The sequence below is a fragment of the Acinetobacter sp. N1-1 genome (genome assembly GCF_056711485.1).
In genome coordinates, this window is sequence record NZ_JBWXUO010000012.1 from 494,181 (window position 1) to 513,897 (window position 19,717).

General features: G+C 39.7%; 1 protein-coding gene and 1 pseudogene. Both read left to right on the forward strand.

The genetic code is table 11. The features are described from left to right. Position 1: 1 nt before the first annotated feature. A complete protein-coding gene (locus tag AC1MPL_RS02600) occupies positions 2 to 7,717 on the forward strand; it encodes a YadA-like family protein (RefSeq protein ID WP_479764001.1) in 7,716 nt (2,571 codons plus the stop codon). Between the two features lie 271 nt (positions 7,718 to 7,988). Next, positions 7,989 to 19,478, forward strand: a pseudogene (locus AC1MPL_RS02605) (hypothetical protein); the annotation flags it as partial. Positions 19,479 to 19,717 lie beyond the last annotated feature (239 nt).

Here is a 19,717-nt window from a genome sequence, read left to right on the forward strand (position 1 = left end):
TATGGCTGCAACAATTCAGCCTACAAGTACACAGGATTGTACATCTAGTGCAGCAGGTAGTGTTTATAATGTTCAGAGAGCAGCAACTAATGCTAATCCTGTGGATGGTAGTGGTACGTATTCAATAGTCACAGGATGTAATTCTAGTGGAAATAGTAAAACAGGAGTTACAGCCTATGGTGCCTTTGCACAAGGTACAGATAAAGGAGCTGTAGCAGTTGGATTTGGTGCAACTGCTGGACAATATGCTGTCGCAACAGGTGTTGAGTCTAGAGCTGTACTGAGTAAATCAATTGCTATAGGTGCTGGTGCAAATGTTGGAGCTACAAATAATGATGGTAAAGGTATTGGTGGCATAGCAATAGGTGCAGATACAAAAGTTAATGCAGATAATGGGATAGCAATAGGTCTAGGTGCACAATCAAATACAAGTGGGGTAGCTATTGGCTCTGGTTCAATTGCCTCTGTAGATTCTGGTGTATTAGGTTATGACTCTGCTACTGGTCAGAATAGTAATAGTGTGACCAGTGTTTGGAAATCTACAAATGCTGCCGTTGCTATAGGCGATGGAACAAATATTACACGTCAGATCACTGGTGTTGCTGCAGGACAGCAAGATACTGATGCAGTTAATGTAGCTCAATTAAAAAGTACTCGAACGTTTGCTACGAATAATTTAAAAACAGTTCTTGGTGGAAATGCCAGTGTTGATAATAATGGCAATATAGCTATATCAAATATTGCAGGTACTGGTAAGTCTAATCTTAATGATGCAATTGCAACTGTTAAGCAATCAGCAGATGATCAATTTGCGAAATTAAAAACTGAAGGGAATCAAGTTACCCAAGGAAGCAACAGCAATACATCGACTGCAACGGGCAATACTTTAAGTGATGGTACACGTACCAATACATCAACAGCATCTGGTACAACGTATGGCTATGCTGATACAAGTAATCAAGCAAGTACAAAGATTGGACAAGATGGTCTAAGCTTTAAAGACAGTAAAGGTAATAGTACAGGCCCAAGTGTTACAGCTACAGGCTTGGATGCAGGTAACTTAAAAGTTACTAATGTACAAAGTGGTGCTATTGCAACAAACTCTAAAGATGCTGTAAATGGTGGTCAGGTTGCAAACATTTCGCAAAGTATTGCGAATGCCATTGGTGGTGTTCAAGTTAACTCAGATGGAACAATTTCTAGCCCAAGTTACAACATTGCAGGCAGTAAACAAACATCAGTATCTGATGCACTGAATGCATTAAATCAAGGTTTCAGCGTTACTAGTAATAGTACATCATCACAAGCGGTGAAGGCAGGTGATGCGATTGATATTGGTACGGCTGAAGGTGAGAAAAACCTTACTGTAAGTAAGAGTGGTAATAACATCAAATATGCGTTGAACCGTAATTTAGATGTAGACAGTGTTCAAGCAGGCAGTAGCCGTTTAACGACGGATACATTGACAGTAGGTCAAGCGAGTCCAGTGGTTGTTGATGGTAGTAAAGGTACAATCACAGGATTGACCAATACAACATGGACGGCAGACTCAACACAAAACCGTAGTGCTGCTGCAAGTACAGGTCAGGTTGCTGATGTTAAGCAATCAGCAGATGATCAATTTGCGAAATTAAAAACCGAAGGGAATCAAATTACCCAAGGGAATAACAGCAATACATCGACTGCAACGGGCAATACTTTAAGTGATGGTACACGTACCAATACATCAACAGCATCTGGTACAACGTATGGCTATGCTGATACAAGTAATCAAGCAAGTACAAAGATTGGTCAAGATGGTCTAAGCTTTAAAGACAGCAATGGTAATAGTACAGGCCCAAGTGTTACAGCTACAGGTATAAATGCAGGTAATACTACTGTGAAAAATGTTGCTGCTGGTGCTGTTACATCTGCCTCAACTGATGCAGTAAATGGTAGTCAACTTTTTACAGTTTCTAACTCTATTAAGAATATATTAGGTGGGAATGCTAATACAGATGCCAATGGTAATTTGACCATGTCAAATATTGCGGGCACTGGTAAGTCTAATTTGAATGATGCGATTGCAACTGCATCTGCTAAGGCTAAAACAACTGTTACTAGTGCTGATGATAATATTAATGTTTCAGCGACTACTAGTACAGATGGCCTAGGAACAACATATACAATTTCAGGAAAAACCGATCAGAATTTAAATAGCCTTAAGGTAGGAAATACTTCTATTACTACGACAGGTGTGATAGTTGATGATGGTATAAATAAAAGTAACTCGACTGCATCACAAACTATTTTATCTAATGCAAACAGTGCAAATAAAAATATTGCACAAGCTGATAGTAATAGCTTGTCTGATGGCTCTGCTAATCGGAATATTGCTAAAGCTGATAGTAACAGCTTGTCTGATAATTCAGGAAATATAAATGTTTCTAAAGCAAATCTTACTAGTCTTTCAGATAGTTCAGGGAATTTAAATTTTTTAACAGCGACTGGTAATACTGTAAAGAAAGGAAGCAATAGCAATACATCGACTGCAACGGGCAATACTTTAAGTGATGGTACACGTACCAACACATCAACAGCATCTGGTACAACGTATGGCTATGCTGATACAAGTAATCAAGCAAGTACAAAGATTGGACAAGATGGTCTAAGCTTTAAAGACAGTAAAGGTAATAGTGCAGGCCCAAGTGTTACAGCTACAGGCTTGGATGCAGGTAACTTAAAAGTTACTAATGTACAAAGTGGTGCTATTGCAACAAACTCTAAAGATGCTGTAAATGGTGGTCAGGTTGCAAACATTTCGCAAAGTGTTGCAAATGCCATTGGTGGTGTTCAAGTTAACCAAGATGGAACAATTTCTAGCCCAAGTTACAACATTGCAGGTAGTAAACAAACATCAGTATCTGATGCACTAAATGCATTAAATCAAGGTTTCAGCGTTACTAGTAATGGTACATCATCACAAGCGGTGAAGGCAGGTGATGCGATTGATATTGGTACGGCTGAAGGTGAGAAAAACCTTACTGTAAGTAAGAGTGGTAATAACATCAAATATGCGTTGAACCGTAATTTAGATGTAGACAGTGTTCAAGCAGGCAGTAGCCGTTTAACGACAGATACATTGACAGTAGGTCAAGCAAACCCAGTGGTTGTTGATGGGAAACAAGGAACAGTTACAGGTCTTAGTAATACAACGTGGACAACAGATTCAGCACAAAATCGTAGTGCTGCTGCAAGTACAGGTCAGGTTGCAGATGTTAAGCAATCAGCAGATGATCAATTTGCGAAATTAAAAACCGAAGGGAATCAAATTACCCAAGGAAGCAACAGCAATACATCGACTGCAACGGGCAATACTTTAAGTGATGGTACACGTACCAATACATCAACAGCATCTGGTACGACGTATGGCTATGCTGATACAAGCAATCAAGCAAGTACAAAGATTGGACAAGATGGTTTAAGCTTTAAAGACAGCAATGGTAATAGTGCAGGTCCAAGTGTTACAGCTACAGGCTTAGATGCAGGTAACTTAAAAGTTACTAATGTACAAAGTGGTGCTATTGCAACAAACTCTAAAGATGCTGTAAATGGTGGTCAGGTTGCAAACATTTCGCAAAGTGTTGCAAATGCCATTGGTGGTGTTCAAGTCAACCAAGATGGAACAATTTCTAGCCCAAGTTACAACATTGCAGGTAGTAAACAAACATCAGTATCTGATGCACTGAATGCATTAAATCAAGGTTTCAGCGTTACTAGTAATGGTACATCATCACAAGCGGTGAAGGCAGGTGATGCGATTGATATTGGTACGGCTGAAGGTGAGAAAAACCTTACTGTAAGTAAGAGTGGTAATAACATCAAATATGCGTTGAACCGTAATTTAGATGTAGACAGTGTTCAAGCAGGCAGTAGCCGTTTAACGACAGATACATTGACAGTAGGTCAAGCAAACCCAGTGGTTGTTGATGGTAGTAAAGGTACAATCACAGGATTGACCAATACAACATGGACGGCAGACTCAACACAAAACCGTAGTGCTGCTGCAAGTACAGGTCAGGTTGCCGATGTGAAGCAATCTGCTGATGATCAATTTGCGAAATTAAAAACCGAAGGGAATCAAATTACCCAAGGGAATAACATCAATACATCGACTGCAACGGGCAATACTTTAAGTGATGGTACACGTACCAATACATCAACAGCATCTGGTACAACGTATGGCTATGCTGATACAAGTAATCAAGCAAGTACAAAGATTGGACAAGATGGTCTAAGCTTTAAAGACAGCAATGGTAATAGTGCAGGTCCAAGTGTTACAGCTACAGGCTTAGATGCAGGTAACTTAAAAGTTACTAATGTACAAAGTGGTGCTATTGCAACAAACTCTAAAGATGCTGTAAATGGTGGTCAGGTTGCAAACATTTCGCAAAGTGTTGCAAATGCCATTGGTGGTGTTCAAGTTAACCAAGATGGAACAATTTCTAGCCCAAGTTACAATATTGCAGGTAGCAAACAAACGTCAGTATCTGATGCCTTGAATGCATTAAATCAAGGTTTCAGCGTTACTAGTAATGGTACATCATCACAAGCGGTGAAGGCAGGTGATGCGATTGATATTGGTACGGCTGAAGGTGAGAAAAACCTTACTGTAAGTAAGAGTGGTAATAACATCAAATATGCGTTGAACCGTAATTTAGATGTAGACAGTGTTCAAGCAGGCAGTAGCCGTTTAACGACAGATACATTGACAGTAGGTCAAGCGAGTCCAATGGTTGTTGATGGTAGTAAAGGTACAATCACAGGATTGACCAATACAACATGGACAACAGATTCAGCACAAAATCGTAGTGCTGCTGCAAGTACAGGTCAGGTTGCCGATGTACAAGCTAGCTTGAAAGAACAGTTAGGTACGCTTGGAAATAATAGTGTTCAGTATGCGATTAATAAAGATGGCAGTGTAGATTATGACAGTATCCTTGCTGGAAGTGGTAAAGGTACAGCTGCAAGCATAGGTCAAGATAGCTATGGAAATAGTGTTGTTACTGGTGGTGGTACAACAATTTCAAATGTAGCAAATGGTAAGAATGCCTCTGATGCCGTAAATAAGGGACAGCTAGATGCATTATCAACTTACATTAGTAATAATGTTACTAATGTACAAGATGGTGCTAACCATAATGTGAGTGTCACTGGTCAGGTAGTTAATCAAAACTATACTTCTGGGAAGAATTCAAACCAAGATTCATTATTTTTGACCTATGATAAAGAAGGTCAAACGACAACTGATCAACTTACTATTGGTGAAACTGTTCAGAAGATGAATAAAGAAGGGGTTAAATTCACGCATACTAATAGTACAGATGGTAAAGACTCAAGTGCTGGTGCTACGAATTCTACGGCATTAGGTGTAGATGCAGTCATCAATTCAGGTGCAGATAACACAATTGCTTTAGGTACGAGTACATCTGCTGCTGGTACAGCTACAAACTCTGTCGTTATTGGTAATAACTCAAGTGTGACGGGTGCCTCTTCTGTTGCTATTGGTGATAATGCAGTTGCTTCAGGCAATCAATCAATTAGTATTGGTACAGGAAACCAAGTGAATGGTAGCCATTCAGGTGCATTTGGGGATCCATCTATTATTGATGGTACAAATAGCTATTCAGTTGGTAATAGTAATAATATTAGCACAGACAATACATTTGCTTTGGGTAATGGCATAACTCAAACGATGGAAGGCTCAGTTGTTTTAGGAAATAACTCAGCAGCTCGTACGGGTGCAGGGGTGAGTGGTTATATTCCTACAAGCTCAGCGACTATAGATCAATTTGCTATTAATGCAACTAAGTCAACGACTGGTGCAATAGCTGTTGGTGACTCACAAAATAATATTTATCGTCAAATTACAGGAGTTGCAGCAGGCACAGCAGATAGTGATGCAGTAAATGTTGCACAATTAAAGGCTGTAGATAATAAAGTACTTGCTTTGAAGACTGAAGGAAATACAACTTCTGATAGTTTAGGGCATAGCAATGCATCGACTGCAACGGGCAATACTTTAAGTGATGGTACACGTACTAATACATCAACAGCATCTGGTACGACGTATGGTTATGCTGATACAAGCAATCAAGCAAGTACAAAGATTGGACAAGATGGTCTAAGCTTTAAAGACAGCAATGGTAATAGTACAGGTCCAAGTGTTACAGCTACAGGTTTGGATGCAGGTAACTTAAAAGTTACTAATGTACAAAGTGGTGCTATTGCAACAAACTCTAAAGATGCTGTAAATGGTGGTCAGGTTGCAAACATTTCGCAAAGTGTTGCGAATGCCATTGGTGGTGTTCAAGTTAACCAAGATGGAACAATTTCTAGCCCAAGTTACAACATTGCAGGTAGCAAACAAACGTCAGTATCTGATGCACTGAATGCATTAAATCAAGCAGTTCAGAATGCCAATACATCAGGTAAGGATATTGATGTATCTAAAGTTACTGTCAGTGATCAGTCTGGAAATCGTTCTGTTACAGATGCAACAGGGACTATTGTAAAAGATGGTTCTGGAAATAGTGCTAAAACGAATGCAATGGGATTATCGGTTCGAGATAGCTCTGGAAATAATGCTATATATAGTGCAACTAATACTACTTATCGAGCAGCAGATAACTCGAGTACGAGTATTGGTACTAATGGCTTAAGTTTTAGTGATACATCTGGTCATAAAGTAGGACCAAGTGTAACAGCTTCGGGTATAGATGCTGGTGGTAAATCTATTACAGGTGTAGCGGCAGGTGTAAACTCTACAGATGCTGTGAATAAAGGTCAGTTGGATTCAGCAGTTAATAGTGTGAATAATACTGTAAATACCTTATCAACTGCTGCCGTTCAGTATGATAAAAATACTGATGGCTCTGTAAATAAAGGGCGTGTGACTTTAGGTGATGGAACAAATGCGACTACACTTACAAATGTTGCAGATGGTCAAGTTGTTGCTGGCTCTAAAGATGCTGTAAATGGTGGACAACTTGCAAATGTACAATCACAAGTGAATGAAAATACAAGTAGCATCAACCATTTAAATAGTACAGTAAGTGATCTGGCAACTGGCAAATCTGGCGCTATACAACAAGCTGATAAAAACAGTGATATTAGTATTGGTAAAGATACTGGTGGTACGAAAGTAAATATGGCCAATAGTACAGGAGGCACGCGTACAGTAACGGGTGTTTCTGCGGGTAATATTGCATCAAGCTCAACAGATGCAGTGAATGGTGATCAGCTTTATCAGTCAAATGCAGCTTTGGCAACAGCACTCGGTGGTAATGCTAAATTACAGTCAAACGGTACAGTATCTACAAGTAATATAGGTGGTACAGGACAAAATACAATTGATGGCGCAGTAAGTAATCTAAATGGTCGTGTAGGTAATTTAGAAAGCGCGTTTGCTCAAACGAATCAACAATTGAGTAAACTCCGTAATGAAACTAATGCAGGTATTGCAGGGGCAATGGCTGTTGGTAATTTACCTCAGCCAAGTGAAGCTGGTATGAGCATGGTAAGTGCTGGTATAGGTGGATATCGTGGAGAAGGTGCTGTTTCTGTTGGAGTGAGTGCAATTACTGATACTAATAAATACATCTGGAAATTTGGTGCTTCAGCTGATACACGAAGTAATGTCAGTGGTGCTGTTTCTGTTGGTTATCAATGGAAATAAATAATTAATTTGCTCTAAAAATAAGAACCTAGATAGTTAGCTATCTAGGTTTTTTTATTTATTAATAATCTATATTATTTATTGTTATTTTTTATAATTGTATTTTTATAAACAAAATATTAATAATGTATTAACTAGTTATCATTATTTTTATATGATAGTGTCTTAGTAGAAATAAAATAAACAAAATTGTTATTTAAATACAATATGAGATAAGCAAACTATGAATAAAATATATAAAGTTATCTGGAATGCTACATTAGGAGCATGGGTAGCAGTATCTGAAATTGCTAAATCTAAAACAAAATCTAAGACAATCGGCTCTGCTAGCTTAATCACTGCAATGATCGTTTTTGCACCCAATGCTTTTGCTTCCTATGCTGCCTATGGTTCAGGAGATAATGCTGCATCTGCAGGAGGTAATTATGCGACTGCGATTGGTAATAGCGCAACAGCAAGTGCACAAAGTACATCTGCATATGGTTCGGGTGCTAAAGCAACAGGATATGGTTCAACTGCAATTGGTAATGATGCAAATGCAAGTGGTGCAAACTCTTTTGCAGCAGGTGGTGGAAATAATACTGGTACGGGTGCTACTGCAACAGGTAATGCTGCAATAGCAATTGGCTATTTAGCAAATGCTGGAAGTGATACTTCGATTGCAATTGGTAAATCTGCCAATACAACGGGAACTACTCGCTCTGTAGCAATTGGAGATAATGCATCTACTGCCAGTACTACAAGTAATGGTCAATCTGTGGCGGTGGGTAGTGTAGCTGTGGCAAGCGGTGACCAATCTGTTGCTCTAGGTAATAATGTAAATGCAACGGGTAACTCAAGTGTTGCGATTGGTGGTGATGACATTAATAAAGTCAGATCAGATTCCACTATGAGTGCATCTTATAAGTCTATTACTGGTGTGAGCATGCCAAGTGGTTATCCTAATACAACAGCTTCGGGCGGGGCTTCTACAGCGATAGGTGTAACGTCTCAGGCAACAGGTAATTTTTCTACTGCGGTAGGTATGGCATCTAATGCAACAGGAGATGCTTCTCTTGCATTAGGGACTACAGCGGTAGCTTCCGGAACTGGTTCTTTAGCTTTGGGAGCAGTATCACAGGCAAAACAATCAGGATCAGTCGCGATAGGTATTAACTCTATTTCTAATGGGAAAAATGCAACAGCAATTGGTTCTGGTAATAGCTCTGATTCAGGGTCACAGGCTAATGGTGATTATGCAACAGCAATCGGTGGTAAAGCTAAAGCAGCAGCCAATGCGACTGCAATAGGTACATCAGCTGTTGCGGAAGAGGGAGGTACTGCTATAGGTATAAACTCACAAGCGACAAAAGCAGGTGGTGTTGCGATTGGTAGTGACTCTGTGTCTACTATAGATAAAGGTGTGAGCGGTTATGACCCAATTACAGGAACTAGCTCAACAAATACAACGGGAGTATGGCAATCTACAAATGCCGCTGTAGCAATAGGTAATGGTTCAACGGTAACACGCCAAATAACAGGTCTTGCTGCTGGTACAAATGATCAAGATGCTGTGAACGTTGCACAACTTAAAAAAGTTAAAAGTTATACGGATAATGTAGCAACTAGCACAGCAAGTGCTTTGGGTGGAGGCTCATCTTTACAGACATCTGATGGAAGTATAACTGCACCTAGCTATTCTATTAATAGGGTAGATGGTACAACAACGACGGCTACAAATGTAGGAACAGCTTTAGCGGCATTGTCTACAGATATTGTGAAGCCGATTACTTTTGCAGCCAATAATGGATCAGTTACTAAAAAATTGGGTGAAACCTTAACAATTAAAGGTACTGGGACAAAGGCAGACGATCAATACAATACATCGAATATTAAAACCACGACCGATAGCAGTGGCAATATTGTGGTTGGTATTGACAAAAACTCGAACTTCCAAACAGTCACAGCAACGGACACAGATGGTAATAACAGCGTATTGTCTGGTACGGGAACAACGGTATCATCTAAAGATGGAAAAACCACAGCGAATTACGGTTTAAATCAATCGAAATTAACTGATTCAAGCGGCAATACCAACACCAGTACATCGACCAATAATGTGGTTGCTTCGAGTGATGGAAAGACTAAAACAACGACGACAGCAGGAAATACAGCTTACACTGATGGCACGAATAATGTGAGCGTAGGTAATAGTGGTTTATCTGTAAATGATGGTACAAATACGAGCAAAGTAACAGCGACTGGCTTAACCATAAATAATGGTCCAAGTGTTACGACAACTGGTATTGATGCTGCAAGTATGAAAGTAACTAATGTTGCAGCAGGCACAGCAGATACAGATGCGGTTAACGTATCACAATTAAAAACAACTCAAACTAATCTAACCAATACAGGTCTGAACTTTGCTGATAACAATGGCAAAGTGACTCATAAAAACCTTGGTGAAACCCTAACGATCAAAGGTACTGGGACAAAATCAGACGATCAATACAATACATCGAATATTAAAACCACGACCGATAGCAGTGGCAATATTGTGGTTGGTATTGACAAAAACTCGAACTTCCAAACAGTCACAGCAACGGACACAGATGGTAATAACAGCGTATTGTCTGGTACGGGAACAACGGTATCATCTAAAGATGGAAAAACCACAGCGAATTACGGTTTAAATCAATCGAAATTAACTGATTCAAGCGGCAATACCAACACCAGTACATCGACCAATAATGTGGTTGCTTCGAGTGATGGAAAGACTAAAACAACGACGACAGCAGGAAATACAGCTTACACTGATGGCACGAATAATGTGAGCGTAGGTAATAGTGGTTTATCTGTAAATGATGGTACAAATACGAGCAAAGTAACAGCGACTGGCTTAACCATAAATAATGGTCCAAGTGTTACGACAACTGGTATTGATGCTGCAAGTATGAAAGTAACTAATGTTGCAGCAGGCACAGCAGATACAGATGCGGTTAACGTATCACAATTAAAAACAACTCAAACTAATCTAACCAATACAGGTCTGAACTTTGCTGATAACAATGGCAAAGTGACCCATAAAAACCTTGGTGAAACCCTAACGATCAAAGGTACTGGGACAAAGGCAGACGATCAATACAATACATCGAATATTAAAACCACGACCGATAGCAGTGGCAATATTGTGGTTGGTATTGACAAAAACTCGAACTTCCAAACAGTCACAACAACGGACACAGATGGTAATAACAGCGTATTGTCTGGTACGGGAACAACGGTATCATCTAAAGATGGAAAAACCACAGCGAATTACGGTTTAAATCAATCTAAATTAACTGATTCAAGCGGTAATACCAACACCAGTACATCGACCAATAATGTGGTTGCTTCGAGTGATGGAAAGACTAAAACAACGACGACAGCAGGAAATACAGCTTACACTGATGGCACGAATAATGTGAGCGTAGGTAATAGTGGTTTATCTGTAAATGATGGTACAAATACGAGCAAAGTAACAGCGACTGGCTTAACCATAAATAATGGTCCAAGTGTTACGACAACTGGTATTGATGCTGCAAGCATGAAAGTAACTAATGTTGCAGCAGGCACAGCAGATACAGATGCGGTTAACGTATCACAATTAAAAACAACTCAAACTAATCTAACCAATACAGGTCTGAACTTTGCTGATAACAATGGCAAAGTGACCCATAAAAACCTTGGTGAAACCCTAACGATCAAAGGTACTGGGACAAAGGCAGACGATCAATACAATACATCGAATATTAAAACTACGACTGATAGCAGTGGCAATATTGTGGTTGGTATTGACAAAAACTCGAACTTCCAAACAGTCACAACAACGGACACAGATGGTAATAACAGCGTATTGTCTGGTACGGGAACAACGGTATCATCTAAAGATGGAAAAACCACAGCGAATTACGGTTTAAATCAATCTAAATTAACTGATTCAAGCGGTAATACCAACACCAGTACATCGACCAATAATGTGGTTGCTTCGAGTGATGGAAAGACTAAAACAACGACGACAGCAGGAAATACAGCTTACACTGATGGCACGAATAATGTGAGCGTAGGTAATAGTGGTTTATCTGTAAATGATGGTACAAATACGAGCAAAGTAACAGCGACTGGCTTAACCATAAATAATGGTCCAAGTGTTACGACAACTGGTATTGATGCTGCAAGCATGAAAGTAACTAATGTTGCAGCAGGCACAGCAGATACAGATGCGGTTAACGTATCACAATTAAAAACAACTCAAACTGACCTAACCAATAAAGGTCTAAACTTCTCAGGGGATAGTGGTACAAATGTTTCACGTAAACTTGGAGAAACATTAGGTATTACAGGTGGTATTAAAGACAGCAGTAAGCTAACAACCAATAACATTGGTGTTGTTGCCAATGGCACAGATGGTCTTTCAGTACAACTTGCGAAAGATGTGAATCTTGGCAGTGATGGCAGTTTAACAGTAGGAAATACAAGCCTAAATAATGATGGTATTAAAACAACAGATGCCAGTGGTAATGTTGCGACCTTAACGGGTTCAGGAACAAATATTAAATCTAGCGATGGTTCAACGACTGCAAGCTATAGTTTAACTCAATCTAAACTTACAGATGCAAACGGTAATACATCTCGTACAACAGTCACTGGCACTACATTAAAAGGAGAGGATGGAGTCACTACTGCGAACTATAACTTAAGTGGTTCAAATTTAACTGATTCAAGCGGTAATATATCTCGTACCACTGTTACTGGAACTAACTTAAAAGGATCTGATGGTATTAGTAGTGCAAGCTATGGTTTAAACAGTTTGAATATAACAGATACAAGTGGTAACTCTACTAAAACAAATGCGACTATCTCAACATTTACATCTCAAGATGGAAGTACCAAAGCAAGTTACGGTTTAAATCAATCTAAATTAACTGATTCAAGCGGTAATACCAACACCAGTACATCGACCAATAATGTGGTTGCTTCGAGTGATGGAAAGACTAAAACAACGACGACAGCAGGAAATACAGCTTACACTGATGGCACGAATAATGTGAGTGTAGGTAATAGTGGTTTATCTGTAAATGATGGTACAAATACGAGCAAAGTAACAGCGACTGGCTTAACCATAAATAATGGTCCAAGTGTTACGACAACTGGTATTGATGCTGCAAGCATGAAAGTAACCAATGTTGCAGCAGGCACAGCAGATACAGATGCGGTTAACGTATCACAATTAAAAACAACTCAAACTGACCTAACCAATAAAGGTCTCAACTTCTCAGGGGATAGTGGTACGAATGTTTCACGTAAACTTGGAGAAACCTTAGGTATTACAGGTGGTATTAAAGACAGCAGTAAGTTAACAACCAATAACATTGGTGTTATTGCCAATGGCACAGATGGTCTTTCAGTACAACTTGCGAAAGATGTGAATCTTGGCAGTGATGGCAGTTTAACAGTAGGAAATACAAGCCTAAATAATGATGGTATTAAAACAACAGATGCCAGTGGTAATGTTGCGACCTTAACGGGTTCAGGAACGAATATTAAATCTAGTGATGGCTCGACGACAGCAAATTATGGTTTAAGTGGTACGAGCCTTAAAGATGCAGCAGGAAATACTACTACAACGACAGCTTCAGGCAATGTATTAAAAGACACTAAAGGCAACACGACGAACTTGACTGCAGCAGGAACAACAGTTTCAAGCACTGATAGTAAAGGAGATACAGTAAGTTCATCACTCACATCGGACAAACTAACAGTAGGTACAGGTGCAAGCCCTGTGGTTGTTGATGGTAGTACAGGCACAGTCACTGGCCTGACTAACACGACTTGGAACAGTTCATCCGTGGTAGCAGATCGTGCAGCGACAGAAGGTCAAGTTGCAGATGCTACGAACCAGTTAAATACCACTTTAACCAATAAAGGTCTCAACTTCTCAGGGGATAGTGGTACGAATGTTTCACGTAAACTTGGAGAAACCTTAGGTATTACAGGTGGTATTAAAGACAGCAGTAAGTTAACAACCAATAACATTGGTGTTATTGCCAATGGCACAGATGGTCTTTCAGTACAACTTGCGAAAGATGTGAATCTTGGCAGTGATGGTAGTTTAACAGTAGGAAATACAAGCCTAAATAATGATGGCATTAAAACAACAGATGCCAGTGGTAATGTTGCGACCTTAACGGGTTCAGGAACGAATATTAAATCTAGTGATGGCTCGACGACAGCAAATTATGGTTTAAATGGTACGAGCCTTAAAGATGCAGCAGGAAATACTACTACAACGACAGCTTCAGGCAATGTATTAAAAGACACTAAAGGCAACACGACGAACTTGACTGCAGCAGGAACAACAGTTTCAAGCACTGATAGTAAAGGAGATACAGTAAGTTCATCACTCACATCGGACAAACTAACAGTAGGTACAGGTGCAAGCCCTGTGGTTGTTGATGGTAGTACAGGCACAGTCACTGGCCTGACTAACACGACTTGGAACAGTTCATCCGTGGTAGCAGATCGTGCAGCGACAGAAGGTCAAGTTGCAGATGCTACGAACCAGTTAAATACCACTTTAACCAATAAAGGTCTCAACTTCTCAGGGGATAGTGGTACGAATGTTTCACGTAAACTTGGAGAAACCTTAGGTATTACAGGTGGTATTAAAGACAGCAGTAAGTTAACAACCAATAACATTGGTGTTATTGCCAATGGCACAGATGGTCTTTCAGTACAACTTGCGAAAGATGTGAATCTTGGCAGTGATGGTAGTTTAACAGTAGGAAATACAAGCCTAAATAATGATGGCATTAAAACAACAGATGCCAGTGGTAATGTTGCGACCTTAACGGGTTCAGGAACGAATATTAAATCTAGTGATGGCTCGACGACAGCAAATTATGGTTTAAATGGTACGAGCCTTAAAGATGCAGCAGGAAATACTACTACAACGACAGCTTCAGGCAATGTATTAAAAGACACTAAAGGCAACACGACGAACTTGACTGCAGCAGGAACAACAGTTTCAAGCACTGATAGTAAAGGAGATACAGTAAGTTCATCACTCACATCGGACAAACTAACAGTAGGTACAGGTGCAAGCCCTGTGGTTGTTGATGGTAGTACAGGCACAGTCACTGGCCTGACTAACACGACTTGGAACAGTTCATCCGTGGTAGCAGATCGTGCAGCGACAGAAGGTCAAGTTGCAGATGCTACGAACCAGTTAAATACCACTTTAACCAATAAAGGTCTCAACTTCTCAGGGGATAGTGGTACGAATGTTTCACGTAAACTTGGAGAAACCTTAGGTATTACAGGTGGTATTAAAGACAGCAGTAAGCTAACAACCAATAACATTGGTGTTATTGCCAATGGCACAGATGGTCTTTCAGTACAACTTGCGAAAGATGTGAATCTTGGCAGTGATGGTAGTTTAACAGTAGGAAATACAAGCCTAAATAATGATGGCATTAAAACAACAGATGCCAGTGGTAATGTTGCGACCTTAACGGGTTCAGGAACGAATATTAAATCTAGTGATGGCTCGACGACAGCAAATTATGGTTTAAATGGTACGAGCCTTAAAGATGCAGCAGGAAATACTACTACAACGACAGCTTCAGGCAATGTATTAAAAGACACTAAAGGCAACACGACGAACTTGACTGCAGCAGGAACAACAGTTTCAAGCACTGATAGTAAAGGAGATACAGTAAGTTCATCACTCACATCGGACAAACTAACAGTAGGTACAGGTGCAAGCCCTGTGGTTGTTGATGGTAGTACAGGCACAGTCACTGGCCTGACTAACACGACTTGGAACAGTTCATCCGTGGTAGCAGATCGTGCAGCGACAGAAGGTCAAGTTGCAGATGCTACGAACCAGTTAAATACCACTTTAACCAATAAAGGTCTCAACTTCTCAGGGGATAGTGGTACGAATGTTTCACGTAAACTTGGAGAAACCTTAGGTATTACAGGTGGTATTAAAGACAGCAGTAAGCTAACAACCAATAACATTGGTGTTATTGCCAATGGCACAGATGGTCTTTCAGTACAACTTGCGAAAGATGTGAATCTTGGCAGTGATGGTAGTTTAACAGTAGGAAATACAAGCCTAAATAATGATGGCATTAAAACAACAGATGCCAGTGGTAATGTTGCGACCTTAACGGGTTCAGGAACGAATATTAAATCTAGTGATGGCTCGACGACAGCAAATTATGGTTTAAATGGTACGAGCCTTAAAGATGCAGCAGGAAATACTACTACAACGACAGCTTCAGGCAATGTATTAAAAGACACTAAAGGCAACACGACGAACTTGACTGCAGCAGGAACAACAGTTTCAAGCACTGATAGTAAAGGAGATACAGTAAGTTCATCACTCACATCGGACAAACTAACAGTAGGTACAGGTGCAAGCCCTGTGGTTGTTGATGGTAGTACAGGCACAGTCACTGGCCTGACTAACACGACTTGGAACAGTTCATCCGTGGTAGCAGATCGTGCAGCGACAGAAGGTCAAGTTGCAGATGCTACGAACCAGTTAAATACCACTTTAACCAATAAAGGTCTCAACTTCTCAGGGGATGGTGGTACGAATGTTTCACGTAAACTTGGAGAAACCTTAGGTATTACAGGTGGTATTAAAGACAGCAGTAAGCTAACAACCAATAACATTGGTGTTATTGCCAATGGCACAGATGGTCTTTCAGTACAACTTGCGAAAGATGTGAATCTTGGCAGTGATGGCAGTTTAACAGTAGGAAATACAAGTCTAAATAATAGTGGTTTAACGATTAATAATGGTCCGAGTATTACAACATCTGGTATTAATGCAGCAGGTACTAAAGTAACTAATGTTGCGGATGGTACAGACGCATCTGATGCTGTAAATAAAGGTCAGCTAAATACTTTAGAATCTGAAGTAAATAATAAGTTTAATGATCTTTCAACCAAAGGTAGTTCAACGCAAGATGGTTCTGGCAATAGTTCTACAACTACTGCATCGGGTACAACTGTTACAGATAAAGATGGCAATAGCAATACATCAACAGCAACTAGCAATACACTTGCTGGTAAAGATGGTAATAGTACGACCACAACGGCTGATGGTACGATAATTAAAGATAAAGATGGCAATAGTAATACATCGACGTCTACTAGTAATACTATTACGGATGGTAAGAATACGACGACGACTACGGCATCTGGTACAACGTATGGCAGTGCAGATTCAACCGATAAAACAAGCACTAATATTGGTCAAGATGGTTTAAGTTTTACAGATTCCTCTGGTAATAAGACTGGGCCAAGTGTGACTGCATCAGGTATTGATGCAGGGAATGAAAAAATTACCAATGTCGCAGATGGTACAGTCAGCTCAACATCTAAAGATGCGATTAATGGTAGCCAACTTTATGCAGCAGCAACAGACTTAACGAATAAAGGTCTAAACTTTGCGGATACTAATGGCACAGTAACGCATAAGAACTTAGGTGAGACATTAACTATTAAAGGTACTGGCAAGAAATCTGATGATCAGTACAGTACAGATAACTTGAAAACAACCACGGATAGTGATGGAAATATTGTTATTGGGTTAGATAAAAATGCAACTTTTGATAGTTTAAATGTTGGTGGAACGACTATTAGCTCTAGTGGTTTAATTATTAATAATGGTCCGAGCATTACAACATCTGGTATTAATGCAGCAGGTACTAAAATTACTAATGTTGCAGATGGCACAGACACTGCTGATGCAGTGAATAAAGGTCAGTTGGATGCTTTAGCAACTAGTATCAGTAATAGTGTGACTAATGTAACAGATGGTAATGGCAATAAAGTTAATGTGACTAGTGAGGTTGTAAACAGCTCTCCAAGTAACAGTAATACACAGTCTATGTTCCTTACATATAATACCCAAGGACAAGAAACTACAGATCGTTTAACCATTGGTCAAACTGTTCAAAAAATGAATACAGAAGGTGTGAAATATGCACATACCAATGGTAGTACAGAAGTGGTAGATGGTAAGACAAATGATTCAAGTGCAGGCGGTACAAACTCAACGGCAATAGGTGTAAATGCAGTTATTAACTCAGGGGCGGATAATACAATTGCTTTAGGTAAGAGCACATCCGCTTCTGGCACAGCTAAAAATTCTGTAGTAATTGGTAATAATTCAAGTGTGACAGGTGCTTCTTCTGTGGCAATTGGTAATAGTGCTGTTGCTTCAGGTACTCAATCTATTAGTGTAGGTACAGGAAATAATGTGACGGGAGATAATTCTGGTGCATTTGGTGACCCAAGTACAGTTACTGGCAAAGAAAGTTATGTAGTAGGTAATAATAATACCGTAAATACCAACAATACATTTGTATTAGGTAATAATGTACAAGCAACAACAGCTGGATCAGTAGTTTTAGGTAATAATTCTGCTGCTCGCACAGGTGCAGGGGTAAATGGTTATGTACCAACAAGTGCAACAACAAGTGATGAAAATGCGATAAAGGCAACTACATCAACGACAGGAGCTGTTGCAGTTGGTGATGCTCAAAGTGGAGTATATCGTCAAATTACAGGCGTTGCGGCAGGAACAGCAGATAGCGATGCTGTAAATGTGGCACAACTCAAAGCAGTTGATGATAAAATATCAGCTTTAAAAACAGAAGGTAATACAGTTACAGATTCTGCTGGTAATACAAATATTTCTAATGCAACAGGCAATATTGTATCTGGCAATACAAGTAATGGAGGAACTTCGACTTCTAATACAAGTAATGGTGGTACAACTGTTACCGCAAAAGATGCCAATGGTAATGTTGTTAATAATGCAAACTACAGTGCGACACAAGCAAGTTTATCTGATGCTAATGGCAATAATACAACTGCCACGGCGAATGGTGTATCGGTTACAGGTAAAGATAGTAATGGCAATACAACAAATGCAACCTATGGGGCAAACAGTGCCAAATATACCAATGCAGATGGTTCAAGTACGACTGTAGGTGGGAATGGTATTAGTTTTGCAGATAAAAATGGTAATACTACTGGTCCAAGTGTTACTGCTTCAGGATTAGATGCAGGTAATGAGAAAGTCACAAACGTTGCAGATGGCGCTGTTACTTCTACTTCTAAAGATGCTGTCAATGGTAGCCAACTGTATTCTGTACAAAGTCAGTTAGATTCTTTGAAAACATCTGGAAATACTGTGACTGACAGTACAGGTAATACGAATCAATCTACTGCTACAGGTAACACAGTTAAAGATGCATCAGGCAATACCAATCAGATAACAGCAACATCAAGTACACTCAGTGGTAAAGATGCATCGGGCAATTCAATTACCTCTACAACTACAGCATCTGGAACAAATGTTGCAACAAAAGATAGTTCAGGCAATGTGATTAATAATGCAAATTATACATCTACACAGTCGAGTTTATCTGATGCAACAGGAAACTCAGCAATTACCACAGCAACAGGAACCAAATATACGGGTGCAGATAAAACAAGTTCAACAATTAATAATAATGGTTTGAGCTTTAAAGATGCATCAGGTGCTTCTACAGGTCCAAGCGTGACATCATCGGGTATTGATGCTGGCAGTCAAAAAGTTACAAGTGTGGCAAATGGCAGTATTGGTGTGGCATCTAAAGATGCTGTGAATGGTTCACAGGTATATGCTGCAAACGCTTCTATTGCAACGGCATTAGGTGGTGGTGCAGCAGTGAATGCAGATGGAACACTTTCTAGTCCAACTTATAGTGTTGCAAATGGCAGCTATAGTAATGTTGGAGATGCATTAACAGCTGTGGATAACCGTGTTGGAAATGTGGAAAACACTTTGAACCAAGCATTCACTTATACAAATAACCGTATTAATAAACTTGAAGATAAACTCTCAGCAGGTATAGCCGCAACAGCTGCATTAGAAAATGCACCATATGTTGCTGGTAAATGGACTTATGC